Origin of the sequence: Paracoccus angustae, assembly GCF_042648745.1 — a bacterium.
GTDB classification, from domain to species: domain Bacteria; phylum Pseudomonadota; class Alphaproteobacteria; order Rhodobacterales; family Rhodobacteraceae; genus Paracoccus; species Paracoccus angustae.
The window spans coordinates 194,476-220,729 of sequence record NZ_JBHRXY010000001.1 but is presented as its reverse complement, the minus strand read 5'-3'; the positions used below and the strand labels follow the sequence as shown (position 1 = coordinate 220,729).

The window sequence follows — 26,254 nt, the reverse complement described above, 5'->3', positions numbered from 1 at the left end:
ATGGCGGCGGTCGCGGCTGCCCCCGCCGGGCGGCAGAAACGGGTGCTTCCGGGCTTTGGCCTGACGATGGGGCTGACGCTGACCTATGTCGGCGTCATTGTCCTGTTGCCCGTGATCGCCCTGGCGCTGAAGGGGGCCGAGATCGGTCCCCTCCGCTTCTGGGAGATCGTGACCGCCCCCCGCACCCTGGCCGCCTTGCGCCTGACCCTGACCGCCGCCGCCCTGGCGACGGTCTTCAACGCGGTTTACGGACTGCTGATGGCCTGGGTGCTGGTGCGCTACCGCTTTCCGGGGCGCAGGCTGCTTGACGCGATGATGGACATTCCCTTCGCGCTGCCCACCGCCGTGGCGGGCCTGGCGCTGACCGCGCTGTTCTCTGAAAACGGCTGGTATGGCGCGATCCTGGCGCCCGCCGGGATTTCGGTCGTTTACACCATCTGGGGGGTGGCGGTCGCGATGTCCTTCACCTCGATCCCCTTTGTGGTCCGCACCGTCCAGCCGGTTCTGGAGGATCTGGACCAAAGCCAGGAAGAAGCCGCCCGAACCCTGGGCGCGACGCCGTTCCAGATCTTCGCCAGGGTCATTTTCCCGGGAATCCTGCCGTCCTTCCTGGTCGGCACCACCATCGCCTTCGCCCGGTCGCTGGGCGAATTCGGCGCGGTGATCTTTATCGCCGGAAACCTGCCGATGAAGACCGAGATCGCATCCCTGCTGGCCGTGATCCGGCTCGAGGAATACGACTACAACGGCGCCGCGGCCATCGCTCTGACCTTGGTCGCGATCGCCATGGTGCTGCTGGTCCTGTCGAACTGGCTGCAATCGCGCCTGACCCGGCGGAGGGTTCCGGCATGACGCCCGCCGCGCTTGCCCCGCGCCAGGACCGCAGCGCGCAATGGCTGCTGATCGGGCTGGCGGTGGCGCTGACCCTGTTCGTGGTCGTGGTGCCGCTGGTCTATATCTTCTGGCGCGCGCTGTCCGAAGGCCTTGCTGTCTTCGCCCAGAACATCATGGCCCCGGACACGCTGCACGCGATCTGGCTGACATCGGTGGTGGCGGTGATCACGCTGCCCGTCAACCTGTGCATCGGCATTGCCGCCGCCTGGCTGATCGCGCGCTTCACCTTTCCGGGCCGCAAGGCGCTGCTGACGATCATCGAGCTGCCCTTCTCGATCTCGCCCGTCATCGCCGGGGTCTGCTATCTGCTGCTTTACGGCCGTCAGGGGCTGCTTGGTCCCGTTCTGGAGGCGGGCGACGTGAAGGTTCTGTTCGCGCTGCCCGGCATCGTCATGGTGACGCTGTTCGTCACCAGCCCCTTTGTCACCCGGGAGGTTTTGCCCCTGATGCAGGCCCAGGGGTCGGAACAGGAACAGGCGGCGCTGACGCTGGGCGCCTCGGGCTGGCAGATCTTCCGGCGGGTGACGCTGCCGAACATCCGCTGGGCGCTGCTTTACGGCGCGGTGCTGGCAACGGCGCGGGCCGTGGGAGAATTCGGCGCGGTGTCGGTGGTGTCGGGCGCGATCCGGGGCCAGACGATGACCCTGCCCTTGCAGATTGAGCTTTTGTTCAACGACCTGAACACGGTCGGAGCCTTTGCCGCCGCGTCCACCCTGACGCTGATCGCGCTTGTGGTGCTGGTCCTGAAAACCGTAATCGAATCGCGCACCCGCTGATCAGCGCCGGAAATCCGTGGGCTTGATCCCGTGGCGGGCCAGCTTGTCGTAAAAGGTCTTGCGCGGCAGTTGCAGCCGCGCCATTGCCGCCGTGGCATTGCCGCCCGCCAGCCGCAGGGCGTCGCGGATCAGTTCGGATTCGTAGCTGGCGACCAGCTCGGACAGCCCTGGCGCCGCGCCGTCGGCCTGCGCATCGAAGGGCGTCACGCCGATGGCCTGGCTTTCGGCGAAGCCGCGCAGTTCGGGCAGATTTCCCGGCCAGCCGTGCCCTGAAAGCCGCGCCTTGACCGGCCCGGTCATCGCGGGGGCGGGCCGGTCCAGCCGCGCGCAGGCCGCCAGCAGGAAATGGCGGTAAAGCGCGGGAATGTCCTCGCGCCGTTCAGCCAGGGACGGAACCGGCAGAACGGTGCCCGACAGGCGATAGAACAGCCGCGCGTCGAACGGCCCCTCGGCCAGACGGGCCGGATCGGCGCTGGTGGATGCCAGCAGTTGCACATCCATCGGCCGGGGCGCGCCGGCGCCCGCGGGCCGGAACTCGCCCGCCTCGAAGATCGCGGACAGGCGCGCCTGCATGGCCGGCGTCAGCGCGTCCACGCGGTCCAGAAACAGCACGCCGCGCTGCGCCCGTTCCAGCTGGCCCGCCTGCCTTGTGCCGCGCGGGCCCGGCGCCTCGCTGCCCAGAAGGTCGGCGTCGAAGCGCGCGTCGTCCAGCGCGTCGCAGGCCAGATGCACGAAGGCGCGGGCGCGGCGCGGACCTCGGCGGTGGATCGCGCGCCACCGCCAGCCTGCCCGCGCCAGCGGGGCCGGTCAGCAGGGCATTGCCCTCGGCCTCGGCCACGCGGTCAAGCGCCGCGCGCAGATGGGCCATGACCTCGCTGCCGCCGCCAAGCTCGGGGAAGCTGTCCGAAGCGTCGTGGCTGGCCTGCCGCAGTGCGCGGTTTTCCAGAACAAGCGCACGGGCGGCGGCGGCACGGTTCAGCGCGGCCAGCAGCCCGTCGCGCCCCACGGGCTTTGTGAGAAAGTCATAGGCCCCGGCCTTCAGCGCGGCCACCGCCATGGGCACGTCGCCATGCCCGGTCAGCAGGATCACCGGCAGGTCCGCGTCGATGGCACGGAGCCGCTGGAACAGCTGCAACCCGTCCATGCCGGGCATCCGCACGTCGGACAGCACCACGCCGGGATAATCGCGCGTGACGCCCGTCAACGCATCGGCGGCAAGCCCGAACTCCTCGACCCGGAAACCCGCCAGTTGCAGGGTCTGGACCTGGGCCGCGCGCAGATCCTCGTCGTCCTCGACCAGCCGCACGAGCCCGGTCATGCGGCCCTCCTCAGGATCAGGCGGAAGGTGGCGCCCTGCCCCGGAACCGGGTCGTCGGCGGTCAGTTCGCCGCCGAGGTCGCGGGCGATGTCGCGCGAGATGACCAGTCCCAGGCCAAGGCCCTGCGCCTTGCTGGTGGCGAAAGGCGCGAACAGCTGGTCCCTGACCTGCGGCGGCAGGCCGGGGCCGTTGTCGGCCACCGTCAGGGTGACATGCTCGCCGGCCTGGATGCCGATGCGGATCCAGGGATCGGAACTGGCGTCCTGCGCCTCGAAGGCGTTGGTCAGCAGGTTCACCAGGATCTGTTCCACCCGCACCTGCTCTCCGGCCACGGCGAGGTCTTCGGGGATGTCGGGCAGGTGAACGGGCATATCGCTGGCCTTGCGGCGGCTGGCGGTCAGCAGCAAGGAAGCCTCGATCACCGGGCGCAAAGGAACGGGCCCGATCTCTCCGGTCGGTTTGCGCGCGAAAGAGCGCAACTGGTCGGTGATCTGGCCGATCCGGTCGGTCATGCGCGTGATGCGGGCCAGATTGTCGCCCGCGGGGCCGCCGGGCTGCATGGCCTGGCCGTTCTCGGCCAGCAGGCGGATGGTTGCAAGCGGCTGGTTGATCTCGTGGGCGACGCCCGCGGTGATCTGGCCCATGGTGGCCAGCTTGTTGGCCTGCACCAGATCCGACTGCATCTGCGACAGCCGCTGCTGGGCCAGCTGACGCTCGCGCATTTCCTCGGACAGGTCGCGGGTGCGTTCGGCCACGGCGCGTTCCAGCTCCGCGCGGTAAGCGCGGTCGGCCCGGGCCTTGCGGGCGGCACGCAGCCGCGCGCGGCGGGCCTGATCGGCCAGCGCCATCAGCAGCAGCACCGCCAGCCCCGCCGCTCCGGCCGCATAAAGGGCGGTCTGCCGCGCTTCCCGCGTGGGCACGTGCATGGCCAGGGTCCAGCCCGTGCCCCGCACCGGCAGGGCGATCGGCAGGCTGTCGGGCACCGCAGGCGGCGTGGCGGTAAAGCGAAGCGCCGCGTCGGTGGTGATGATCACCCGGCCATCGGCCTCGGTCACGTGGGTCGCGTTCGGGCTGCGCGCCCAAGCGGCTTCAAGGCCGTCGAATTGCACCTTGACAACCACTACCCCCAAAAGCGCCCCGCCGTCGCGCACGTCGTGGGACAGATACAGCCCCGGCTGGCCGCTGACGGTGCCAAGCGCGAACTCCAGCGCCGTCGGGTTCGCCTGCCGGAAATAGTCGCGGAAGCTGTAGTCGTGGCCCAGAAAGCTGTTCGGCTGGTTCCAGTTCGACGCGGCGATGGTCCGCCCCGTCGCGTCCAGCAGATACAGGACGGTGCTTTGCGTTTCCGCCCGCAACCCTTCCAGCTTGGCGGAAACCGCGTCGCCCTGGTCAAACCCCTTGCGGAGCGTGGCCTTGACCATGGCGTCGTCGGCCAGGATCGCGACAACCGCGCGTTGGCGGTCCAGAATGCTTTCCAGCGTCAGCGCCCGCGACTGCGCGGCGGCCAGGCCTTCATCGCGCAGGTTCTGCAAGGCCCCGGCCCGCACCCCCCAGAAAGCCGCCGCCGGAACCAGAACCAGCAGCGCCATGGCCAGGACCACGGCCAGCCACCCCGCCGCGCGGAAGAAGCGCGGCGAATCGCTGTCGATCGGCAAGGCGTCCTGCATGTCCCGCATCCGTCCGGGTTCCGGCAAGCTGTTTCCATTTCCACACTAGCAGCTTGGGCTTGTGTGGAAAACCACACATATTTACGGCGCTACCGGGTGAAAACAGCCATGTTTTCAGCGCATTGCCGCCATGCGGCAAGTCTTTTGGGCTGAACTGCCCGCGGCTTAGGATGTCCGTCATCGCATTGACACACACAAGGCTGGAGGAGGCCTTCATGCAGTTGGACACATCCGCGCATCCCGTTGCCCATGAAAGGCGGCCTTTCTACCGCCACCTGTATTTCCAGGTCGTCATCGCCATTGTGGCGGGCGCGTTGCTGGGCCATTTCTATCCCCAGACGGGCGAGGCGCTGAAGCCCCTGGGTGACGGCTTCATCAAGCTGGTCAAGATGATCATCGCCCCCGTCATCTTCCTGACCATCGTCACCGGCCTGGCGGGCATGGGGTCGCTGCGCGGCGTGGGCTCGGTCGTGGGCAAGGCGTTCACCTATTTCCTGACCTTTTCGACGCTGGCCCTGATCGTGGGCCTGATCGTGGCGAACGTGGTGCGGCCGGGATCGGGGATGAACATCGACCCGGCCACGCTGGACGCCTCGACCGTGACGACCTATGCCGAAAAGGCGCATGAAACGTCGCTCACGGGCTTTGTGATGGACATCATCCCGACGACGCTGGTTTCGGCCTTTGTCGAAGGCAACATCCTTCAGGTGCTGTTCGTCGCCATCCTGTTCGGCATCGGCCTCATCCTGGTCGGCGACAAGGGCCGGCCGGTCCTGAACATCCTCGAATCGGCCTCCTTCGCGATCTTCCGCGTGGTGGACATCCTGATGAAGGCCGCGCCCATCGGCGCCTTCGGGGCCTTTGCCTTCACCATCGGCAAATACGGCATCGCGTCGATCATGAACCTGGCGATGCTGGTGGGCACGTTCTACCTGACGTCGGCCCTGTTCGTGATCGTGATCCTGGGCACGGTCTGCATGGTCAACGGCTTTTCGATCTTCCGGCTGATCTCGTATCTCAAGGCCGAGATCCTGCTGGTTCTGGGCACCTCGTCCTCGGAGTCGGCGCTGCCCTCGCTGATGGAGAAGATGGAAAAGGCCGGCTGCGCGCGCCCCGTGGTGGGCCTCGTGGTGCCGACCGGCTACAGCTTCAACCTGGACGGCACCAACATCTACATGACGCTGGCCGCGCTGTTCATCGCCCAGGCGACGAACACCGACCTGTCGCTGCAACAGCAGGTCTTGCTGCTGCTGGTCGCGATGCTGTCGTCCAAGGGCGCTGCGGGCGTGACGGGCGCGGGCTTCATCACCCTGGCCGCAACGCTGTCGGTGGTGCCCACCGTGCCGGTCGCCGGCATGGCGCTGATCCTGGGCGTCGACCGCTTCATGTCGGAATGCCGGTCGATCACCAACTTCATCGGCAACGCGGTGGCCACGGTCGTGGTCAGCCGCTGGCAGGGCGCGCTGGACCGGGACCGCTTCGATGCCGTGATGGGCGGCCGCGAGCCCGAGGGCCTTGCCGTTCCCGTCGCCGGGCTGGCCGTCCACCCCGCCGGGTTGCAGTTGGGCGAACGCAGCGCCGACTGATCGCCGAGGAAACACGACCGGGCGCCGCAGCGATGCGGCGCCCTTTTTCGTGCGTCAGACCAGCACATCGGAAAGGCGCGGCGGCTTGCCGTTCTGGATCGCCAGCAGGTTGTCCATCATCCGCGCAACCGTGGGCGCGAAGCCCGCCGCGTCCAGCGCCGCCAGATGCGGGGTCAGAACCACGGGGTCGAGGCCCAGCAAGGGGTTGTCGGGCGTGATCGGCTCGACCGAGAACACGTCGATTCCGGCCCCGCGCAACCGGCCCGCGCGGATCGCATCGGCCAGATCGGCCTCGACCAGGACGCCGCCGCGCGCGGCGTTGACCAGGATGGCGTCCGGCTTCATCAGCGCCAGCCGGCTGCGGTCGATCAGGTCGCGGGTGCTGTCGTTCAGGTCGCAGTTCAGCGTCACCACGTCGGACAACGCCAGCAACTCGTCCAGGGGCGCGAAGCGCGCGCCCAGGTCCGCTTCCTCGGCCGCGGGCAACGGGCTGCGCTTGGCGTAAAGGATCGGGCAGCCGAAGCCGCGCAGCAGGCGGGCCAGGGCCTTGCCGATATGGCCCATGCCGACGATGCCCACGGTGCGGCCCGACAGGGTGGCGGCAACCGGCGCGATCTCGGCCTTGGACCAGCGGCCTTTCGCGATCCCCGCATGGCCCCGCACGATGTTGCGGTTGACGGCCAGGATCAGGCCCAGCGTGGTTTCCGCCACCGCCACGGCGTTCGAGCCGGTCGTGCGCAGCACCCGCACGCCGTGCCTGCGCGCGGCCTCCAGGTCGATGCCGTCGAAGCCCACGCCCCATTTGTGGACCGCCCGCAACCCGGGCACCGCGAACATGGCTTCGGTCACGGGCACATCGCCGGTGATCGCGAAACCGGCGCCTTGCAGCGCGGCAAGCTGGTCCTGGGGTGCGCGCGACAAGGCCGTGGTCAGAAGCCAGCCCGGCGGCAGGAAGGGCCGAAGGCGGTCGAGCCGTTCGGGGGTCGAGGGATCCAGCAGGACAAGCGTGGTCATCGCATCCTCAGATCACGAAACGGATGCCCGGGCGGGCCAGTCCGCCGCCCTGCGCCAACACCGTGCCGTCGGCGCGCCAGCAAGCGGCGCCGGTCATCACCCTGTCCGGCGCAAAGCCGATGGCGTTCATGCCGCCGCCGATGGTCTTGACCAGCCGCACCTCGTGGCCGCGCGTGCGCATCGCATCCGCCCGCGCCGCGTAAGCCGGTTCCAGTTCCAGGTGATGCCCCTCGGTCCACAGGCGCGGGGCCTCGACCGCCTGTTGCAGCGGCATGCCGTGGTCGATCAGGTTCACGATCGCCTGCATGGCCGACGGAAAGATCCGCACGCCCCCCGGCAGGCCAAGCGCGAAGGCGGGCCGCCCGCCCCGCAGCACCATCATCGGCGCCATGGACGTGGGCACCCGCTTGCCAGGCGCGACCGACAGCGCCCGCCCCGGCCGAGGGTCATAGTTCAGCATGTAGTTGTTGGGGATGATCCCCGTCCCCGGCACCATGAAGCGCGCGCCCCACAGCCCGTTGATCGTGTGGGTGGCGCTGACGATGGCGCCGTCGGCATCGGCCACGGTCAGGTGCGTCGTGTCGCGGCTTTCACGCGCGGCGCAGGCCGCAGGCAAGGCGCGGGCCGCAGGCAAGGCGCGTTCCGCCATCCGCCGCCGGGCGTGGTCCTTGGACATCAATCGGTCCACCGGCACATCGACGAAATCGGGATCGCCCGAGGCGCTGCGCCGGTCCTCGAAGGCCAGGGCCATGGCTTGCGCCATCAGGTCCATGGCATCGGGGCTGCCAAAGCCCATGGCGCGCAGGTCATGGGGTTCCAGCATGTTCAGCATCTGGACGATGTGAACGCCCGAGGATGCGGGCGGCGGCGGGCCGACAATGGTGTGCCCGCGATAGGCGCCGAAGATGGCTTCCCGCTCGATGGCGCGGGCTGCCGTAAGATCGGCCAGCGTGACGTGCCCGCCTTGGGCCAGCCGGTCCGCCAGCGCGCGTCCCAGATCGCCGCCATGCAGCGCCGCGTCGCCCTGTTGCCCGACCAGGCGCAGGCTTTCGGCGTAATCGCCCATGACCAGCCGCGCGCCCGGCGCCACCGGCGCGCCGTCCGGCAGAAACAGCCGGGCGATCTCGGGATCGGCGCGCAGGTCGTTCTCGTGTTCGCGGACCGCGCCGTGCAGATAGGGGCTGACCGTGAAGCCCCGGGTCGCCGCGCGGATGGCGGGTTCGACCACATCGGCCCAGGGCAGCCGCCCGTACCGGCGCTGCATCAGGAACCAGCCGCGCAGGTTGCCGGGCACGGCGACCGCCGAAGGCCCGACCATGTTCCGCCGCCCTTCGGTGTCCATATAGGCGTCGGGCAGGTCGGACACCGGGGTGAACATGTCCGCCCGCGCGCCCTGCCCCGCGACCGACAGCGCGTCGATCACCACATGCCGTCCGTCGGCCAGCCGCAGATGCGCGATGCCGCCGCCCGCGATGCCCACCATCATCGGCTCTACCACCGTCAGCGTCAGCAGCGCGGCGACAGCGGCGTCCACCGCATTGCCGCCGACAGCCAGCATCTCGGCCCCCGCCGCGGTTCCCGGAGGGGCGTTCGTCACCACCACGCCCATCGAGCCGGTTGCGGGACGCTTTTCGCAGGTGAATGGCAGACTCATGACGGCCACTCTAGGCGGCGGACGGGCGGACCATCAAGCCCGCGCATCCTCAAGCATCATCCGCGCGGCCTTTTCCGCGATCATCATCACCGGCGCGTTGGTGTTGCCGCTGGTGATGGTCGGCATGACCGAGGCGTCCGCGATCCGCAGGCGGCCAAGCGCGCGCATCCGCAGGCGCGGGTCCACCACCGCGCCGTCGTCCACGCCCATCCGGCAGGTGCCGACCGGGTGGAAGATCGTGGTGCCGACCGCGCCCGCGGCCTTGACCAGATCCTCGTCGGTCTGAAAGGCGATGCCCGGAACATGCTCGCTGGGGTCATAGCGGGTAAAGGCGGGCTGCGCGGCGATCCTGCGCGCTAGGCGGATGGCGCGGACGGCCACCTCCTGATCCCCTGGCGTGGACAGGTAATTCGGGCGGATCGCGGGATGGGCGCGGAAATCCGGGCCGGTGACGTGAACCGAGCCGCGGCTTTCGGGGCGCAGGTTGCAGACGCTGGCGGTCATGGCCGGGAAGGAATGGACCGGATCCCCGAACTTGTCCAGGCTGACCGGCTGGACGTGGAACTCCAGATCCGCCGTGGCCTTGTCGGGGCCGGATCTGGCGAAGATCCCCAACTGGCTGGGGGCCATGGACATCGGGCCGGACCGCTTCAGCAGGTACTCCAGCCCGATCGACGCCTTGCCCAGAAGCCGCGACGCCTTTTCGTTCAGCGTGGGCACCCCCCGGACCTTGTAGACCAGGCGCAATTGCAGGTGGTCCTGAAGGTTCTCGCCCAGGGACGGCACCTCGACCCGAGGGGTGATGCCCGCCGCCTGCAACACTTCGCCGCGTCCGACGCCCGACTGCTCCAGGATCTGCACCGACCCGATGGCGCCCGCCGACAGCACGGTTTCGCGGGCCGCGCGGACTTCCCGCCGCTGGCCCGCGTGGTGGAAGACCACGCCCTTGACCTCGCCCGCCTCGATCACCAGACGCTCGACCTCGGCGCCGGTCAGCACTTGCAGGTTGGGGCGGCGCAGCACGGGGCGCAGAAAGGCCTTTGCCGCGCTCCACCGCCAGCCGCGGCGTTGGGTCACGTCGAAATAGCCGCTGCCTTCGTTGTCGCCTCGGTTGAAATCAGCCGTGCGCGGGATGCCCGCCTGTTCGGCCGCCTGCATGAAGGCGTCCAGGACCGCCCAACGGACGCGGGCGGTTTCCACGCGCAACTCGCCGCCGGCGCCGTGGGCGTCGTCGGCGCCGCGATAGAAATCCTCCTGCGCCTTGAACAGCGGCAGCACGTCATCCCAAGCCCAGCCGGTGCAGCCGAGCTGGCGCCAGTGGTCGTAATCGGCCGCCTGTCCGCGCATGTAGATCATGCCGTTGATCGACGAACTGCCGCCCAGCACCCGGCCGCGCGGATACAGCAGCGACCGGCCGCCCAGGCTTTCCTCGACCTGGGTGCGGAAACCCCAGTCCGTGCGCGGATTGCCGATGCAGTAAAGATACCCCACCGGGATATGGATCCAGTGGTAGTTGTCGCGGCCCCCCGCCTCGAGCAGCAGCACACGGGCGCGGGGATCGGCGGACAGGCGGTTGGCCAGAACGCATCCCGCGCTGCCCGCACCGATGACGATGTAATCGTGGCTTTCCATCCGCAAGAGGATGGCCGCAAAGCCGGGGCTGCACAAGCGCGCTATGCCTGTGTTCCGTGCGGAAATGCGGCCCGGGCACGGGCCGGGCCGCATGAGGTCCGCCTTCGGATCAGAACGACTTGTTCAGGGTCAGGTAAAAGGCCCGGCCCGGTTCGTTGAACGTATTGGCGTTCGCGCCGCTGCCCGTCCGCACAACCGTCTTGTCCAGAAGGTTGGTGATGCCCGCCGACACCCGCGCCGTGTCGTTGATCTGCCAGTTGCCGCCCAGGTTGACCAGCGTATAGGGATCGCGGCTTTCGGTGTCCTCGTAAACCTCTCCGGTGGTCGAGGCGATTCCGGCGGCCGAGATCTCGCCGTAATGGGTGGCCGACAGGGTGACGGTCAGCGCCTCGGTCGCATACCAGTCCAGCGCCGCGTTGATCGTGTATTCGGGCACCAGGCTCAGCGGCTCGCCGTTGTCCTTTTCCGACTTGATCATCTTGGTGAAGTTCGCGTTGAACGCGAAGCGGTCGCCCAGGTCGGTCGAGAAGTTGCCTTCCAGACCCGAGATCACGGCCTTGCCCTCGTTTTCCCAGCGATAGATCCGGTCGGTCGTCGCGCCTTCGTTGTACTGGACGAAGCCCGACCCGATCCGGTTGTCGTAGTCGTTGTGGAAATAGGTCAGGCTGGCATTGATGCCCTGCGCGCCCGCATAAGCGACGCCGATTTCGCTGTTCAGGCTTTTCTCGGCCTCGAGATCCGGGTTGCCGATCACAAGGCAGGGGCCGTCGACCTGGATGCCTTCGAAATAGGGGCAGCCGTTGCCCCGGGTGCGATAAACATAGTTCGGGTTAAGTTGGAACAGGTTCGGCGTCTTGAAGGCGCGGGCGACGCCCAGCTTCACCGTCCATTCGTCGCTGAATTCATAGGTCGCGTTCAGCCCCGGCGACCAGGCGCTGCCGAAGGTGTCGCTGTAGTCGAAGCGCAGCGCCGGCGTCAGCGTCAGGCGTTCGTCCCATTCGATGTTGCTTTCGGCGTAAAGCCCGATCAGGTTCTGTTCGCTTTCCGTGTCGCGCAGGGCGGGATCGGTGGGAATGCCCAGAAGTTCCGCCAGCTCCTCGGCCACCGCGGGATCCTCGGCCAGCGAGTTCAGGATCGAATTGGGATCCTTCATGAACTCGCCGCGGTATTCCGCGCCCAGGGTCACGCGGCTGGCCTTGCCGCCCAGGTTCATCGGCATGATCCATTCGGACTTGGCCGTGATGTTGTCCAGATCGATGGTGTTATAGCGGAACGCGTCGTTCTCGCCGTCGCCGTCGGTATCGACGCAGGGGACATAGTTGTCCTCGACGCTGCCGGACAGCCCGGTGCACAGGCGGGTGTTGTCGGTCTGCTCCCATTGCAGATAGCTCATCGATTCGCCGAAGTCGTATTCGCCGCGATGCGTGGCGGACAGCACGCGGCGGTACATGCGGCTGGTTTCCGATCCGACCAGCCCGGCCGCGTCCTCGCTGACCGACCCGTTGCGCGTGTCCCCCGCATAGATGTTGCCCTGGCGCGAGAAGTCGAACTGAAGATCCAGCTCGTGGCCCGGGGCCATGTCCCAGGTCAGCAGGGTGCCCAGATCCTTGTTCACCACGCCTTCGCGCGCGGCATAGGTCTCGGTCAGCTCGCCGGTGTCCTCGTCGAGCTGCGGCGGGTTCAGGTCGGGATCGTCGCCGCCCGTCTCGTTGTAGTTGCCGAAAACGCGAAAGGTCAGCCGTTCGCCCGCCGGACCGGCCAGCAAGAAGTTGGTGCGCTTGGTCACGCCTTCCTTGTCGTTCTCGGGCTGGTTCCAGTGCAGGCCGATCTGGCCGGTAAAGGTCTCGGGGCGCTTGGTGATGATGTTGACCACCCCGCCCGAGGCGCCCGATCCGTAGCGCGCGGCGGCCGGGCCGCGGATGACCTCGATCCGCTCGATCAGCTCGGCGGGCACCCAGTTCGAATCGCCGCGGGTGTCGCGTTCGCCGCCCCGGCTCATCTTGACGGAATTGCGCGACAGGACCGGCTTGCCGTCGATCAGGATCAGCGTGTTTTCAGGCCCCATGCCGCGGATGTCGATCTGGCGCTGGTTGCCGCGCTGCCCGGTGGCCGTGGATCCGGTCAGGTTCACGCCCGGCTGCTTGCGCACGACTTCGGAAATGTCGTTGACCACGGGCTGCTTTTCCAGATCCTCGGCGGTGATCTGGGACACGCCCAGGGCCTGCTTGGCCTGTTCCTCGGCGGTCAGGACGATTTCTTCCAGAACGGTGACTTCGCCGGTTTCCTGGGCCCGGACAGGCGCGACCACCAGTCCGACCGACATGAGAAGCGACAGCGACGTGCCCGAGACAAGCCGCGAACGAAAGGCCGCCATGACAAGGCTCCTTTTTGGTATCTATGGATTTCCGGCTGGCTCGGGGCGGGCTTGCGGCGGCTTCAAGCAGTCGTGAGGACCATTAACAATATTCCTTACGAAAACAGTTGTCGCAAATTGTCTGGATGTCACACCTTGTTGCGGGGGCGCACTCGTCTGCCGCCGTGGCTTCGGCTAGACATGCCCCATGCGAGACGTCCATGCCCCCCTGATCCTGATCGCCGACGACGCGCGCGACATCCGCGACCCCCTGGCCAGCTTCCTGGCGCGCCACGGCTTTCGCACGCGGACTGCGGCCAATGCCGCCGATGCCCGCACCATTCTGGCAGAAGGCGGCGTGCATCTGGCGATCATCGACATCATGATGCCGGGCGAAAGCGGGCTGAGCCTGTGCGCCCACCTGACCCGCACCAGCCGGGTGCCGGTGATCCTGCTGTCCGCCTGCGCCGAGGAAACGGACCGCATCCGCGGGCTGGACCACGGCGCCGACGATTACGTGACCAAGCCCTTCAGCCCGCGCGAGCTGATCGCCCGGATCCGCGCCGTCCTGCGCCGCGTTCCGGCCGAACTGCCCTCGCCGCCCACGGGCAGGCGGCGCTTTGGCCGGTTCGTCCACGACCCGACGCGGGCCATCCTTTGCGACGACGCGGGCCGGGACATCGAACTGACCACCGGAGAAAACCGGCTGCTGGGCGCCTTTCTGGACCATGCCGGGCAAACCGTGTCGCGCGCCCGCCTGCTGGAACTGATGCGCGGCCGCAGTCCCCGCGCCTATGACCGCGCCGTGGACAACACTGTCAGCCGCTTGCGCCGCAAGATCGGCGACGACGCGAAACCGGCGCAGGTGATCGTCACCGAATGGGGCGGCGGCTATCGCCTTGTGGGCGCCGTCGAGACTGTGGAATGACGCGCTGGCGGCCCCCCCGGCTGGCCACGCAATTCGCGCTGCTTCTGCTGATCTCGCTTCTGGCGATCAATGCCATCGCCGCCCTGATCCTGGCGCGCGAAGGGTCGGGCTTCGACCGCGCCGTGCGCGTGCAGCGCGACATGGGACGGCTGGTGGCCCTTGTCGCCGCGCTGGAGGAGGTGGGCCGCGACACGGGAACCGAGATCGTGGCCCACAGCGGCACCGGCTATACCCGCTTTTCCGTCGCGCCCGATCCGATCGCGCCCGCCGATGCCCGTCCCCTGCCGGATGTCGAGGCCGCCGTCGGGGCCGAGCTTCCGGGCCGCGCCATCCGCGTGGTCGATGCGGGCGGAACGCCGTCCGGGCGGCAGGCGCTGTTTCTGATGTCGCTGCGCCTGAACAAGGGCGCCTTTGCGGGCCAGTGGCTGAACACGCTTGTTTATCCCTTGCCCGCGCCGGCCGCGTGGCGGCAGAAGCTGGGGTTCTTTCTGCCGCTGGCGGCCTCGGTCCTGGGCACGATGGCGGTGGCGCTGGTGCTGACGCGGCGGATGACGCGTCCCTTGCGGGATCTGGCGGGGGCGGCGCTTGCGGCGGGACGCGGCGACTATGGCGTCCGCGTCCCAGAAACCGGCGCACGGGAACTGCAAGAGGTCGCGGCGGCCTTCAACCGAATGCAGCGCGACATCGCGGATTTCGACGCCGAGCGGATCAGGATGCTGGCCGCCCTGGGCCACGACCTGCGCACGCCCATCACCGGCCTGCGGATCCGCGCCGAGATGGTCGAGGACGACGACACCCGCGACGCGATGATCCGCACGCTGGACGACATGACGGTCATGGTCAGCGACCTGCTGCACTATGCCCGCCAGATCCACCCGGGCGAAAAGCCGCGCCCGACCGACCTGGCGGCGCTTGTCGCCTCGGTGTGCCGCGACCGGGGCCTGTCCTTCACACCCGGTCCCCCTGCCGTGGCGACGGTCCGCAGGGTCGCCCTGTCGCGCGCCATCGGCAACCTGATCGACAACGCCCTGCGCTATGGCGGCGGTGCCGCGATCGCCGTGACCCGCGAAGCGGACCGTGTCGCCGTCACCATCCGCGACAAGGGGCCGGGGATCGACCCGGCCCTTCTGGGCCATGTGACCAGGCCCTTTTTCCGGGGCGAGGCCAGCCGCAACGCCGAGACCGGAGGCACCGGCCTGGGCCTCTCGATCGCCAGCACCATCGTCCGCGACCATGGCGGAGAACTGACCTTGACGAACCATGAGAACGGCGGACTGTCGGCGCGGATCGTTCTGCCCGCCTCAGACCTCGCCGTCGATCAGAACGGTGATGCGGCCTTGTGAGCATCGCTCGACCCGGGCGCGCACGCCATAAACCTGGGCCAGCAGGCCCGGTGTCAGCACCGTGGCGGGCTGGCCGCTGGAATGCAGCTCCCCCCGGTGCAGCAGCACGATCCGGTCCGCCCATTGCGCGGCCATCGCCAGGTCGTGCAGCACCGCCACGACGATCCGGCCTTCGGCGGCAAGCGCGCGCAACTCGCCCAGCAGACGGACCTGGCGGGCCAGATCCAGCGCGCTTGTGGGTTCGTCCAGCAGCAGCACGCGGGGATCGCGGACGATGGCCTGGGCCAGGCCGACCATCTGCCGCTGCCCGCCCGACAGCTGGTCCATGGGCTCCATCGCCAGATCGGCGATGCCAAGCCGGTCCAGCACCGCCATGGCCCGCGCGTCGGCCTGGCGCGCAAGGCCGTCGCTGCCCGCGCGCAGGGCGGCGATCACGCTTTCCAGCACGACCAGCGACGACCCGGCGGGAAGCGCCTGCGGCATGACCCCGATCAGCCGGGCGCGGCGCCGGATCGGCATCCGGGCCAGATCCTCGCCATCCAGCGTGACCCGCCCGCGATAGGGCGCAAGCTGAGCGATGGCGCGCAGCAGCGTGGACTTGCCCGCGGCATTGGGACCGGCCAGCACCGTGACCTCGCCCGGACGCAGGTCGGGCAGCGTCAACCCGCGCAGAATGGGACGCGCGCCGTAATGCAGGCTGACGCTTTCGACGCGCAGCCCGCTCATCGCCGCGCGCGCCCGCGCAGGATCAGCCAAAAGAACACCGGCAAGCCGATCAGGGACGTTACAAGGCCCACCGGCAGCAGCACCCCCGGCACGACCATCTTGGACAGGGTGGATGCCAGCGACATGACCAGCGCGCCGGTCAAAAGGCTGGCGGGCAGGAAGAAGCGGTGATCCTCGCCCACCAGCATCCGGGCGATGTGGGGACCGGCAAGGCCCACAAAGCCGATCACGCCGACCATGGACACGGCGGTGGCGGCCAGCAGGCTGACGCGCAGCAGCGTCCATCGGCGCAGCGCATCCACATCGACGCCAAAGCTGCGGGCCTGATCCTCGCCCATGCGCAGGGCGGTCAGCTGCCAGGCGGCGCGCAGGGAAAACGGCACGCAGGCCGCCAGCACCGCGGCCAGAGCCACCACCCCCTGCCAACTGGCCGAGGCGAGGCTGCCCATGGTCCAGAACACCAGCTGCTGCAAGGCATCCGCCGAGGCCACGAATTGCAGCACCGACAGGAACGCCGCCGCCGAGAAGTTCAGCGCGATGCCGAACAGGATCAGCACCTCGGGGCCCCCGCCCCGCAGGCGGCCCAGCAGTTGCAGCAGCGCCAGGGCGCCAAGGGCGAACAGAAAGGCATTGGCGGAAATCGACCATTGCGCGGGCAGAACCGGCAGCGTCAGGCCCAGGACGATCGCCATCGCCGCCCCAAGCGCGGCCGACGCGGAAACCCCCAGGGTGAAGGGTTCGGCCAGCGGGTTTTCCAGCACCGTCTGCATCTCGGCCCCCGACAGGGCCAGGGCCGCGCCGACCAGCAGGGCTAGGGCCGCGACAGGCAGGCGGACCTGCCAGACGATCACACCGGTCGCGCGGGACACCTCGGCCCCGGTCAGGGCGCGCAGGGTCTCGGACAGCGGCAGCCCGGCGGGACCGGTGACCAGATCCAGCACGATGCCAAGCACCGCCAGCGCCGCCATCGCCGCCACCAGAACCGCGCGGCGGCGGTTCTGCCGATGATAGCGGCGCAGCAGGATGCCGCCTATTGCCGGTTGTCGATCCACCACGTTCCGTCCACAGCCACCGGGGAAAAGCGGGTCTGGATTTCGGCCAATGTCGCGGCGGGGTCAAGGTCCGCGAAAAGGTCGGGGTGAAAGGTCTTGGCCAGATACTCGATCAGCGCGATATGGATGGGCGAGTCGTTGAACAGGTGCCACACGCCCGCCGCCTGGCCGTTCCGCACGGCGGACAGGGCGTTGAACCCCGGGGCCCCGATCAGCGCGTCGAAGCTCTGGCGGGCCTGGTCCGCGTCCACGCCGGACCCCAGCACCAGACCGCCGCGCGCCGCCATGTGCGTGCCGCCGGTGGCGACATAGAAATCCGGGTCCGCGCCGATCAGGTATTCCAGGCTGACATTGCCCTGCACGCCGGACGCGACCCTTGCCGCCAGGTTTTGCCCGCCTGCCGTGTCGATGAAGTCGTGAAACACCCCCTGCCCCACGGTCGAGCAGCAATCTCGCGCGGCGGCATGGACATGGAAGAACACGCCCGGACGGGGCGCGTCGCTGGCGGCCAGCCGGTCGCGTACCCGGTCCAGGCGTTCCTGGTAGAACTGCGCGAATTCCTCGGCCCGGTCTTCGGCCCCTGTCAGCCTGCCCAGGATCCGCAGGCTGGGGATGGAGTTTTCCTGAGGGTGAGAGAAGAAATCGACATAGGCGACCGGGATGCCCGCCGCCTCGATCTGTTCGCGGGCGCGCTGCATGGCCGGATCGTTCGCGTCCATCAGCGACATGACCAGAAGGTCGGGCCGAAGCGCGATCACGCTTTCGGCGGAAATGCTGCGCGCCCCGCCGCCCACGGTCCGGATGGCGTCGATGGCCGGGAATTTCGCGCGATAGGCGGCCAGCGTCGGCTCGTCCAAGGAACGCTCCAGACGCCAGCCCGCAACCAGCGAAACGGGATCGTCGTGGATCAGGCCCAGGACGGACAGGTGCCGCCCTTCGCCCAGAACGATGCGGTCGGCGGGTTCGGACAGGGTGACGGACCGGTCCAGGATGTCGGTCACGGTGATGTCGGCGAGTGCCGGAAAGCCCAGGCTGGCGCAGGCCAGGAATGCGGCGAGGCAACGAAGAAGCACGGGCTTTCCTTTCATCACGGCAAGATCAGTTGGCGCGGATGCGCCACACCCGGTCGCCCGCGTCGTCGTTTTCGCCGCGCGACTTGTTCACGGCATAGACGTTGCCCTTGCCGTCCGCGCGCAGTTGGTTCGGGAAGCTGCCCGCGTCCAGGTTCGCGACGATCTTGCCTTGGGTATCGACCACCGTGATCGTGCCGGATCCGCGGTTGGCGACAAAGGCGTGGCGGCTGACGGGATCGAAGGTGACGTTCAGCGGGCCTGCGCCGACGGCGACATCGTGCAGCACCTCGCCCGTGTCGGCCTTGAGGATCAGCAGGTTGTCGGTTTTCTGCGCGGTGACGAACAGCAGCCCGTCCTGCGCGTCATAGGCCGCCCCCGCGGTGCCCTGGGCGCCCTTGATCTGAAACACCTTCACCGCGCCGCTGTTCAGGTCGATCACGGCGGCCTCGGGCGTGTTCAGGCTGGCCGTGACCAGCGTGCCGGTCTTGGCGTCCAGATCCAGCGCCATGGTGCCGAACTCCTCGCCCCGGACATTCGAGGGCACCATGATCGGGTCCAGCCGTTCCAGCGTCCTGGTGTCGAAAACCAGGATCTCGGGGCCCATGCTGGTGCTGACATAGGCGCGGCCGCGATCCTCGTCGATCACCACGTCGCGGGGATGGGACGCGGCGCCCGGTTCGAACTGCCTGACAAGCGACAGGTCGTCCTGGCGATAAACCGCGACCGTGTCCTGACGCGTGTTCGTCACCCAGACGGTGCCGTTCGCATCGTCCACGGCCACGCCGTAAACCGCGAAAACGCCGCCTTCGCTGCCGTCCTCGCGCGCGGGCGCGGGTTCGGGCGTGACCTGGGCGACGGTTTCCAGCGTTTCCGGGTCCACCTTGACCAGGGCCGACTGCCTGACCGGCGGGCGACCCACGGCCGAGGTCACGAACAGCGCGTCCGATTTCGGGCTGTAGGCCACCTGGTACAGCCCCCGCGTCAGCGGCTGGCTGAGAATGGCGAACCGGTCCTGCCCCGAGATCGGCACCTGAGGCGAGACCTTCAGATCCACCACGGTGGCCGCCGCCGGATTTTCGCCGATCACGACGATGGGCTGAAGCCCGGTCGCCGCGTCCCGATCCACGGGCACGTCGAAACTGAATGTGCCGTCCTGCGCCACGGTCAGCGGGCCGTCCGCGTTCAGAACGGTGGTGCCGCGCATCAGGGTGATCTGCTGACCGGGGGTCAGATCCTCGCCCGCGATGGTGACGGTCGTTCCGGCATAGATCGGGGCGCGGTTCGGCGCCTCGGCGCTGACCTCGCCGACGAAGCCGTCCGAGGTGGGCGTGAAGATGGTTTCGGCCAGCGAGGGGCTTGCCAGCGACAGGGCCAGAATCGAGGCGCCGAACAGGGCGCGGGCATGGCGACGGATGGGGGTTGCCATCGTGATCTCCTTGAAGAATGGATCGCTTTTCAGGCTCGTCCGACATGCGGGCTGGCTTCGATCGCGTGCAGCAGTATATTCCTGACGAAGTTTGTCAACCATGGCGGACCGACAAAACGGCGAAGAAGGGGGACGGGATGCGGAACACCGGACAGGTCGGACCGGAACATGCGCGAAAGCAGGCGGAATTGCGGATTTTCGGCCAGGCGGTGCCGACACATTTTTTGTCGCAAACTGTCGTAAAGGCCGGGCCGGGCCATCGCCTGTTTCTGGCGGTGCCGCGCGGGACGCCTCCGGCGGGGGGCTGGCCGATCGTGTACCTGCTGGACGGCAACGCGGTTTTCGACTTCCTGACGCCCGATCTGCTGGCCCTGGCGCCGGGGCTGATGCTGGCCGGGATCGGCTATGACACGGACCGGCAATTCGCGCGAGAGCAGCGCACGCTGGATTTCACCGCGCCCGAGGGACCGGGCGACGGCATCCGTCCCGACCCGGTCCACCCCGGCCGCCTGGTGGGGGGCGCTTCGCTGTTCCTGGACCGGCTGACCGGGCCTTTGCGCGCGGCGGCCGAGGCAGCCGCCCCCGTCGATCCCGCGCGCCGGACCCTGTGGGGGCATTCCTTTGGCGGGCTGTTCACGCTTTACGCGCTGCTGACGCGGCCCGGTGCCTTCGCGCGTTACGCCGCCATCAGCCCCTCGATCTGGTGGGACGAGGGGCTGATCCGCCGGGTGGCGGACCGGGCGGGGCGGATGGCCGCGCCCCCGCCGCTGCTGGCCGCCCTGGGCGACCGGGAAAAGCGTTCGGGCAGCGACGGCCCGCCGCCCGATGGTCCGGCGCCTGCAACGATGCGGTTCCTGGCCGACCTGCGCGACGGGCCCGGACTGTCACCGCAGATCCATGTCCTGCCCGGGCTGGTTCACATCGACACCATCGCCGGATCCCTGCCGCTGGCGCTGCCTTTCGCCGCCGCCTGATCCATCCGCCCGGCCAGCATCGGCGCGATCAGGGCCGAGGCTTCCGCCGATGTCATGGCAGGATGCAGAAACGGCACCGACAGTTCCTTGACCCGGGCGGCATGGGCGCGCCACAGGTCTGCGCGCAGGTCGCGGTTCTGATGGTCCAGACCGGCGCGGATATGGGTCAGCGTGCCGGGCCAAGGGCGGTGATGATGGCCGCGCACCAGGCGGTTCGTGTCGGTGACGGTGCGGACCACGCCGTCCAGCACGGCTTCGGGTAGCGCGCCCAGCGCGGTGTCGCCCGCGCGCAGAAAGGCCACGACCTTGGGGCGCGTGTCCAGATCCCGATGCGCGTCCGGGTCATGGCCCGCGATCGCCAGCAGCGCCCGCAGGGCGGCAACGGGATCGGGTTCCGGCTGGTCGCGCCAGACATCCGCAGGATAGCTGTCCAGCGCCGCGACCAGACCCGCCCGCCGCCCGAGCGCGGCCAGTTCGATGGCGGTGGCCTGCGCCAGGATGCCGCCGACCGACCAGCCCGCCAGATGCACCGGGCCATCGGGCGCAACCGCCGCGATCCGCGCCGCATAGTCGCGCGCCAGCTCGTCCAGGCTGCCCGGCAGCGGCACGGCCAGATCAAGCCCCGGATGCTGGATGCCCCAAACCCGCCGCGCAGGCGCGATCAGCCGCGCAAGGTGGCGATAGCCCCAGGCGATGCCGCCTGCCGGGTGGATCAGAAACAGCGGCGCCGCTGTCCGATCGCCGTCCGCCAGCAGGATCAGCGGTTCCAGGCCGTCATCCCGATGCGCCGTTCCAAGCGCCGCCGCCAGATGCTCCAGCACGGGGTGCCCGAAGACCGTGCCCAGGCCGGGGTCGTGGCCGGTTTCCTCCTCGATCCGCAGGATCAGGCGGACGGCGGACAGCGAATCGCCGCCAAGCGCGAAGAAATCGGCCTGCGTGCCCGGCGGCTGCGGCAGGTGCAGAACCTCGGCATACAGGCGGGCGAGCAGCCTTTCAGTGGCGGTTTCGGCCTCTCGTCCGGCGGCGCTGAATTGCGGCGCGGGAAGCGCCTTTCGGTCCAGCTTGCCGTTCGCGGTCACGGGCAGCGCATCCAGAACGACCTCGGCCGATGGGACCATGTAGGCGGGCAAGGTCGCGGCCAGACGACGCGCCAGCAGCCCATCGGCCCAGGCGTCGGACGGCACCAGATAGGCGACCAGGCGGCGGTCCCCGGCCCGGTCCTCTCGCGCCAGGACCACGCATTCGCGGGCAAGCCCCGAGGCCATGGCGGCGGCCTCGATCTCGCCCAGTTCGATGCGGAGGCCCCGGATCTTCACCTGATGGTCGGACCGTCCCAGATAGACCACCGCCCCGTCGTGCCGCCTGCGCGCCAGATCGCCGGTGGCGTAAAGCCGCCCGCCGTCCGGGCCGGTGACGAACCGCTGCGCCGTCAGGTCGTCGCGGCCCAGATAGCCGCGCGCAAGCTGCGCGCCGCCCAGATACAGGTGGCCCGCCAGTCCCGCCGGGACCGGGCGCATCCGGTCGTCCAGAACATGCAGCGACGTGTTCCAGACCGGCCAGCCGATCGGCAGCGGGTTCGAGGCGTCGTCCGGCCCCGCGGGCCAGAAGCTGACATCCACGGCAGCCTCGGTCGGGCCGTAAAGGTTGTGCAGCTCCGCCCGGATGCGGCGGTGGAAGCGGGCGCGCTGATCGGCGGTCAGTTCCTCTCCCGAGCAGAAGACGCGGCGCAGCGCGATCCCGTCCGAGGCAGGCGCGGCCAGAAAGGCCGACAGCATCGAGGGCACGAAATGCAGCGTGGTGATCGCGTGGCGGCGGACAAGGGCCGCGATGGCCGAAGGGTCGCGATGCGCGCCGGGCGGGGCCATGACCAGTTCGGCCCCCGCGATCATCGGCAGGAAGAACTCCCACACGGACACATCGAAGGTCGCGGGGGTCTTTTGCAGGATGCGGTCGGCGGCGCCGATGCCGTAATGGTCGCGCATCCACAGCAGGCGGTTGACGATGGCGCGGTGGTCGATCGCCACCCCCTTGGGTTCGCCGGTTGAACCCGAAGTGTAGATCACATAGGCCATGTCGCCCGGCGCGGGCAAAGCCGGCGGGACGCCTTGGGCGGGCCATTCGGTCAGCAGGGGCGCGCCGGACGGGAACAGGTCCGCCAGATCCGGCTGCGTCACGACCGCGACAGGCTGCGCCATCGCCAGGATCCGCGCGATCCGTTCCGGCGGGTGGCCGGGGTCCAGCGGCAGATAGGCCGCCCCCGCCCGCAGGATCGCCAGCAGGACGATGGGCAGTTCCAGCGAGCGGTCCAGGGCCACAGCGACGATGCGGTCCGGCCCCGCGCCAAGCGCCGCCAGGCGGGCGGCAAGGGCGGCGCTGCGCCGGTCGAGATCGGCGAAGCCGATCGTGGCGTTGCCGAAGGTCACGGCGGGCGCGTCGGGGGTCGCGGCCATCTGCGCCTCGATCAGGGCCGCAAGCGTGGTGTCGGGAACCGGGTGATCCGTCGCGTTCACGGCGGCGGCGGCGGCGATCTCGGCGCGGCTGGCGGTGGGCACCTGCGCCAGGGTTGCGGCATCAAGCGCGGCGGCGATGAAGTCCGGCAGGCGCGCGCAGTGGCCCGCCACATCCTGGGGAGAGTAGAGGTCGGGGTTCGCGTCCGCTTCGAACAGCAGGCCCCCTTGCGGATCGCCCCGGAAGGTCAGCGTTAGGTCGTCCACCGCCCCCGCGCCCAGGATATGCAGGCCGACCTGCAAGCCCGCGAAGCGCGGCGCGCGGTCGAAGGGCTGGACGTTGACCAAGGGGCCATAAAGCCTGCGCGATCCGCCGATCAGGCCCAGGTCGCGGCGCATCCGTTCGCTGCGGTAAAGGCCGTGGCGCCGGGCCTGGCCCATGTCGCGCGTCAGGGCGCCCAGCCAATCGGCGACCGGCGCATCCTCGTCCAGGGAGATGCGCTGCGGCAGCACGTTCATCGCCATGCAGGGCAGCCGCGCGATCCTGCGGCCCATGCGGGCCATGAAGGGGGTGCCGATCACGGCCTCGCCCCCCGTCCAGCGGGCGAGATAGGCGCCCGCCAGCCCCGTCAGCACATCGGGCCAGCCGAGGTCGTGGGCATCCGCAAAGGCGGACAGCCGGGCCAGCAGCGCCGGATCCAGCCAGCGGCTTTCGCGCAGGAAGCGGTGCGCGCTGACGGCGGTGCCGGTTGCGGGGCCGGTCACCTCGGGCAGGCCGGCCATCCGGTCGCGCCACCAGGCTGCATCCGCCGTGCGCTTGTCAGAGGCGCGATAGGCCGCGTCCTCCTCATGCGCGCGGTCCAGCGGCGGGAAGGGCAGCGGGACCGGGCCGCCGGTCGTGATGGCGGAATAATGCTCTCCGATCCGGTTGGTCAGCAGCACCATGCCATAGCCGTCGATGGCGAGGTGGTGGATGCGCTCATAGACCAGCACCCGGTCGGGACCAAGAATGAAGATCGTGAAGGCCGCAGCGGGTTCCGCCGCCAGATCCAGCGGCCGGTCGCTGTCGGCGCGCATCATCGCTAGGGCCTCGGCCTCTGTCGTTTCAACGACAGCAGGCAGGATCGGCGCGGAGTCCAGCCATTGCCGGGGACCATCCGGGCCGCGGTCAAAGCGCAAACGCAGCGCCTCGGTTTCCGCCAACGTGCGGGTCAGCGCCTGGTGCAACGCATCCAGATCGACCGGGCCGCGCAGGTCCAGATACTGCCCGGTGTTCAGGATCGGGTTGGCGGGATCGAGCGCCTGCGCATACCACAGGCCTTCCTGCGCCTCGGTCAGGGGGCGCTTGTCAGGCATCGGCGGCGGGGGCGACGATATGGGTCCACCAATCGCCCAGCGTCTCGTATTCCGCGAACAGGCTGAAATCGGCGCGCAGCCCGGCCTCCTCCCAGGCCAAAACCAGCCGCATCAGGCGCAGGGAATCCAAGCCCAGGTCGCCCAGGTGGTCGTCGTCGCGGATGTCGGACGGGTCCATGCGGATCGCGCTGGCCACATCGGCGCGCATCCGGTCCAGCGTCAGGGTCATGTGGTTTCCTTCAGATAGCGGCTGCGCAGGTCCGCGCGCAGCACGTTGCGGCTGACCTTGCCGACGGCGGTGGTCTGGAATTCGGGAACAAAGACGATCCGGTCGGGCACCTTGAAGTCCGCGACCCCGCGTCCGCGCATGAAGGCCTTCAGTTCGGACGCGCGGGGGCTGGTGCCTTCGGCGGCGATGACGAAGGCGCAACTGCGTTCGCCCAGGAACTCGTCGGGGATGGACACCACGGCGGCGTCGAAGACGGCGGGATGGGCCAGCAGGTGATCCTCGATCTCCTCGGCCGAGATCTTCTCGCCCGCGCGGTTGATGTGATCGCCCGCCCGGCCTTGCACGACCAGATAGCCGCCGGGCAGCCGCTTGACGATGTCGCCGGTGCGGTAGAAGCCGTCGGGCGTGAAGCTGCGGGCATTGGCGCCGGGGTCGTTGTGATAGGCGCGGATCGTGTAGGGGCCGCGCGTCAGCAGGTGGCCCGGCTGGCCTTCGGGGACCGGGACGCCGTTGTCGTCCAGGATCAGCACCTCGTCGTCGGGGCTGATCGGGCGGCCCTGGGTTCCGGTGACGATCTCCTCGGGGTCGTCCAGGCGGGTATAGTTCACCAGCCCCTCGGCCATGCCGAAGACCTGTTGCAGGGTGCAGCCCAGCGTCGGGCGGACGCGGGCCGCGGCCTCGGGGATGAACTTGGCGCCGCCGACTTGCAGGACTTGCAGGCTGGACAGGTCGTGCGGCGTCCTGGCCGCCGCCTGCATCCAGAGCAGCGCCAAGGGCGGCACGACGCCGGTGATCGTCACCCCCTCGCGCGCGATCAGCGAGAAGGCGGTTTCCGGGGCCGGGTTCGGCGCCATCACCACCCGCGCGCCCGCATGAAGCGTGCCGAAGACGCCGGGCGAGCTCATCGGGAAATTGTGCGCGACGGGCAGAGCGGCCAGATAAACGCTGTCGCCGGTCAGCCCGCAAATGCGCGCGCTTTCGCGGAAGCTGTAGATATAGTCGTCATGCGTCCGGGGGATCAGCTTGGACAGGCCCGTGGACCCGCCCGAGATTTGCAGAAAGGCGACCGCGGACGGATCGACCCGGGGCAGCGCGGGCCCGGCGCGCAGGCTGTCGAAGGGGATGTGATCGCCGGCATCGCCTATCACGACGACATGGGCGATGGCCGGCGCCTCGGCCCGGACCAGATCGGCCAGGGGGCGGTAGTCAAAGCCCTCGTGCCGGTCGGCCACGACCATGGCCTTCGCGCCCGAGCGTCGCGCGAAGTGGATCAACTCGGTCTGGCGATGCGCGGGCAGCGCATAGACCGGGATCAGCCCGGCCAGGAACAGCCCGAACACGGCGGGAAAGAAGGCCGCGACATTGGGGATCTGCACGATCACCCGGTCGCCCGGCTGCAAGCCGAGCGCCAGGTATCCGCCCGCGGCCGATTCGGCGCGGGCCAGCAGATCGGCATAGGTCCAGCGGTTGTCGGCATCCACCACGGCCAGGCGGTCGGGATGATCCGCCGCGCGGGCGCGCAGGACATCCCCGAAGGTCTCGCCGCGCCAATAGCCCTTGGAGCGATAGCGCGCGGCCAGGTCTTCGGGCCAGACTTGTCGGGGGATCGTGTTCGCTTCGGTCACTGCGCATTGCCTTTCGGATCGGCCTTGGCGGCGGCATAAGCCGGTTGACGGAAATCGTCAACTTTTCGCAAAGCGGACTTGGACAGGCGCGGCCAACCGGCTAAAGGGCGGGAAAGGCCCGTGGAAAGCCAGTGTTGCAGCCATCCTCCGGTTCTTCCCGAACAGATGAACAGGTCAAGCC

The 26,254-nt window shown here is 69.1% G+C and carries 19 protein-coding genes and 1 pseudogene; 6 read left to right on the top strand and 14 right to left on the bottom strand.

Going from position 1 to position 26,254, the window contains the following annotated elements; translation table 11 throughout:
- A complete protein-coding gene (cysT, locus tag ACFOM8_RS01025; RefSeq protein WP_377759158.1) occupies positions 1-852 on the top strand; it encodes a sulfate ABC transporter permease subunit CysT in 852 nt (283 codons plus the stop codon).
- Positions 849-1,670, top strand: a complete 822-nt coding sequence (gene cysW, locus ACFOM8_RS01020) for a sulfate ABC transporter permease subunit CysW (protein WP_377758480.1) — start codon at positions 849-851, stop codon at positions 1,668-1,670. Before cysT ends, cysW begins: the two co-directional genes overlap by 4 nt.
- Here the strand turns inward: cysW and ACFOM8_RS01015 are convergent, their stop codons facing one another.
- The 3 genes and pseudogenes from ACFOM8_RS01015 to ACFOM8_RS01005 all read right to left on the bottom strand — a co-directional run bounded on the left by ACFOM8_RS01015 (position 1,671) and on the right by ACFOM8_RS01005 (position 4,655).
- Positions 1,671-2,402, bottom strand: coding sequence for a sigma-54-dependent transcriptional regulator (locus ACFOM8_RS01015; RefSeq protein WP_377758478.1), 732 nt, complete (start codon positions 2,400-2,402; stop codon positions 1,671-1,673).
- A gap of 304 nt (positions 2,403-2,706) precedes the next feature.
- Positions 2,707-2,988: pseudogene (locus ACFOM8_RS01010) on the bottom strand (response regulator); the annotation flags it as partial.
- A complete protein-coding gene (locus tag ACFOM8_RS01005; RefSeq protein WP_377758476.1) occupies positions 2,985-4,655 on the bottom strand; it encodes a sensor histidine kinase in 1,671 nt (556 codons plus the stop codon). The gene ACFOM8_RS01005 and the pseudogene ACFOM8_RS01010, both read right to left, overlap by 4 nt.
- Positions 4,656-4,870: 215 nt before the next feature.
- On the opposite strand from ACFOM8_RS01005, the gene ACFOM8_RS01000 reads away from it, so the two are divergent.
- The gene (locus ACFOM8_RS01000) at positions 4,871-6,241 is read left to right on the top strand and encodes a dicarboxylate/amino acid:cation symporter (protein WP_377758474.1); all 1,371 of its coding nucleotides are present in this window, start codon (positions 4,871-4,873) and stop codon (positions 6,239-6,241) included.
- A 54-nt stretch (positions 6,242-6,295) separates the two neighbouring features.
- On the opposite strand, the gene ACFOM8_RS00995 is transcribed toward ACFOM8_RS01000, so the two are convergent.
- The 4 genes from ACFOM8_RS00995 to ACFOM8_RS00980 all read right to left on the bottom strand — a co-directional run bounded on the left by ACFOM8_RS00995 (position 6,296) and on the right by ACFOM8_RS00980 (position 12,915).
- Positions 6,296-7,255 (bottom strand): 2-hydroxyacid dehydrogenase, encoded by a 960-nt coding sequence (locus ACFOM8_RS00995; protein WP_377758473.1) that lies wholly within the window; start codon positions 7,253-7,255, stop codon positions 6,296-6,298.
- 7 nt (positions 7,256-7,262) lie between these two features.
- On the bottom strand, positions 7,263-8,909 hold the full coding sequence (gene ggt, locus ACFOM8_RS00990) for a gamma-glutamyltransferase (RefSeq protein WP_377758471.1): 1,647 nt from the start codon (positions 8,907-8,909) through the stop codon (positions 7,263-7,265).
- Positions 8,910-8,942: 33 nt separating this feature from the next.
- On the bottom strand, positions 8,943-10,541 hold the full coding sequence (locus ACFOM8_RS00985; protein ID WP_377758470.1) for a GMC family oxidoreductase: 1,599 nt from the start codon (positions 10,539-10,541) through the stop codon (positions 8,943-8,945).
- Between the two features lie 109 nt (positions 10,542-10,650).
- Entirely contained in the window at positions 10,651-12,915 is a 2,265-nt protein-coding gene (locus ACFOM8_RS00980; RefSeq protein WP_377758468.1) for a FepA family TonB-dependent siderophore receptor, read from the bottom strand.
- Between the two features lie 187 nt (positions 12,916-13,102).
- Here ACFOM8_RS00980 and ACFOM8_RS00975 point away from each other — a divergent pair, with 187 nt between their 5' ends.
- On the top strand, positions 13,103-13,822 hold the full coding sequence (locus ACFOM8_RS00975) for a response regulator (RefSeq protein WP_377758466.1): 720 nt from the start codon (positions 13,103-13,105) through the stop codon (positions 13,820-13,822).
- A complete protein-coding gene (locus tag ACFOM8_RS00970; RefSeq protein WP_377758464.1) occupies positions 13,819-15,165 on the top strand; it encodes an ATP-binding protein in 1,347 nt (448 codons plus the stop codon). Before ACFOM8_RS00975 ends, ACFOM8_RS00970 begins: the two co-directional genes overlap by 4 nt.
- Here ACFOM8_RS00970 and ACFOM8_RS00965 read toward each other — a convergent pair.
- Genes ACFOM8_RS00965 through ACFOM8_RS00950 form a run of 4 tightly spaced genes read right to left on the bottom strand, consistent with a single transcriptional unit; the run spans position 15,124 to position 19,442 of the window.
- A complete protein-coding gene (locus tag ACFOM8_RS00965; RefSeq protein ID WP_377758463.1) occupies positions 15,124-15,891 on the bottom strand; it encodes an ABC transporter ATP-binding protein in 768 nt (255 codons plus the stop codon). The genes ACFOM8_RS00970 and ACFOM8_RS00965 overlap by 42 nt on opposite strands.
- Positions 15,888-16,943 carry a FecCD family ABC transporter permease gene (locus tag ACFOM8_RS00960; protein WP_377758461.1) on the bottom strand — a complete coding sequence of 352 codons (1,056 nt, stop codon included), beginning with the start codon at positions 16,941-16,943 and terminating at the stop codon, positions 15,888-15,890. Before ACFOM8_RS00960 ends, ACFOM8_RS00965 begins: the two co-directional genes overlap by 4 nt.
- Positions 16,922-18,016 carry an ABC transporter substrate-binding protein gene (locus ACFOM8_RS00955; protein ID WP_377758459.1) on the bottom strand — a complete coding sequence of 365 codons (1,095 nt, stop codon included), beginning with the start codon at positions 18,014-18,016 and terminating at the stop codon, positions 16,922-16,924. Before ACFOM8_RS00955 ends, ACFOM8_RS00960 begins: the two co-directional genes overlap by 22 nt.
- Before the next feature lie 25 nt (positions 18,017-18,041).
- Positions 18,042-19,442: a YncE family protein gene (locus tag ACFOM8_RS00950; protein ID WP_377758458.1), complete on the bottom strand. Its 1,401-nt coding sequence runs from the start codon at positions 19,440-19,442 to the stop codon at positions 18,042-18,044.
- 137 nt (positions 19,443-19,579) lie between these two features.
- Here ACFOM8_RS00950 and ACFOM8_RS00945 point away from each other — a divergent pair, with 137 nt between their 5' ends.
- Positions 19,580-20,416, top strand: coding sequence for an alpha/beta hydrolase (locus tag ACFOM8_RS00945; RefSeq protein ID WP_377758456.1), 837 nt, complete (start codon positions 19,580-19,582; stop codon positions 20,414-20,416).
- Here the strand turns inward: ACFOM8_RS00945 and ACFOM8_RS00940 are convergent.
- The 3 genes from ACFOM8_RS00940 to ACFOM8_RS00930 are packed head-to-tail and all read right to left on the bottom strand — an operon-like array spanning position 20,359 to position 26,073.
- Positions 20,359-24,219 carry an amino acid adenylation domain-containing protein gene (locus ACFOM8_RS00940; protein ID WP_377758455.1) on the bottom strand — a complete coding sequence of 1,287 codons (3,861 nt, stop codon included), beginning with the start codon at positions 24,217-24,219 and terminating at the stop codon, positions 20,359-20,361. The two genes, ACFOM8_RS00945 and ACFOM8_RS00940, sit on opposite strands and share 58 nt — an antisense overlap.
- Complete coding sequence (locus tag ACFOM8_RS00935) at positions 24,212-24,448, bottom strand: phosphopantetheine-binding protein (protein ID WP_377758453.1); 237 nt, start codon at positions 24,446-24,448, stop codon at positions 24,212-24,214. The genes ACFOM8_RS00940 and ACFOM8_RS00935 overlap by 8 nt, the downstream gene beginning before the upstream one ends.
- Positions 24,445-26,073: a (2,3-dihydroxybenzoyl)adenylate synthase gene (locus ACFOM8_RS00930; protein ID WP_377758451.1), complete on the bottom strand. Its 1,629-nt coding sequence runs from the start codon at positions 26,071-26,073 to the stop codon at positions 24,445-24,447. The genes ACFOM8_RS00935 and ACFOM8_RS00930 overlap by 4 nt, the downstream gene beginning before the upstream one ends.
- Between the last annotated feature and the right edge of the window lie 181 nt (positions 26,074-26,254).

Coding starts and splice junctions, on each gene's coding strand:
- ACFOM8_RS01000 (WP_377758474.1), top strand. CDS start 4,871: ATGCAGTTGGACACATCCGCGCATCCCGTTGCCCATGAAAGGCGGCCT.
- ACFOM8_RS01005 (WP_377758476.1), bottom strand. CDS start 4,655: ATGCAGGACGCCTTGCCGATCGACAGCGATTCGCCGCGCTTCTTCCGC.
- ACFOM8_RS00945 (WP_377758456.1), top strand. CDS start 19,580: ATGCGGAACACCGGACAGGTCGGACCGGAACATGCGCGAAAGCAGGCG.
- ACFOM8_RS00940 (WP_377758455.1), bottom strand. CDS start 24,219: ATGCCTGACAAGCGCCCCCTGACCGAGGCGCAGGAAGGCCTGTGGTAT.
- ACFOM8_RS00980 (WP_377758468.1), bottom strand. CDS start 12,915: ATGGCGGCCTTTCGTTCGCGGCTTGTCTCGGGCACGTCGCTGTCGCTT.
- ACFOM8_RS00985 (WP_377758470.1), bottom strand. CDS start 10,541: ATGGAAAGCCACGATTACATCGTCATCGGTGCGGGCAGCGCGGGATGC.
- ACFOM8_RS00950 (WP_377758458.1), bottom strand. CDS start 19,442: ATGGCAACCCCCATCCGTCGCCATGCCCGCGCCCTGTTCGGCGCCTCG.
- ACFOM8_RS00965 (WP_377758463.1), bottom strand. CDS start 15,891: ATGAGCGGGCTGCGCGTCGAAAGCGTCAGCCTGCATTACGGCGCGCGT.
- ACFOM8_RS00935 (WP_377758453.1), bottom strand. CDS start 24,448: ATGACCCTGACGCTGGACCGGATGCGCGCCGATGTGGCCAGCGCGATC.
- ACFOM8_RS00975 (WP_377758466.1), top strand. CDS start 13,103: ATGCGAGACGTCCATGCCCCCCTGATCCTGATCGCCGACGACGCGCGC.
- cysW (WP_377758480.1), top strand. CDS start 849: ATGACGCCCGCCGCGCTTGCCCCGCGCCAGGACCGCAGCGCGCAATGG.
- ACFOM8_RS00995 (WP_377758473.1), bottom strand. CDS start 7,255: ATGACCACGCTTGTCCTGCTGGATCCCTCGACCCCCGAACGGCTCGAC.
- ggt (WP_377758471.1), bottom strand. CDS start 8,909: ATGAGTCTGCCATTCACCTGCGAAAAGCGTCCCGCAACCGGCTCGATG.
- ACFOM8_RS00970 (WP_377758464.1), top strand. CDS start 13,819: ATGACGCGCTGGCGGCCCCCCCGGCTGGCCACGCAATTCGCGCTGCTT.
- cysT (WP_377759158.1), top strand. CDS start 1: ATGGCGGCGGTCGCGGCTGCCCCCGCCGGGCGGCAGAAACGGGTGCTT.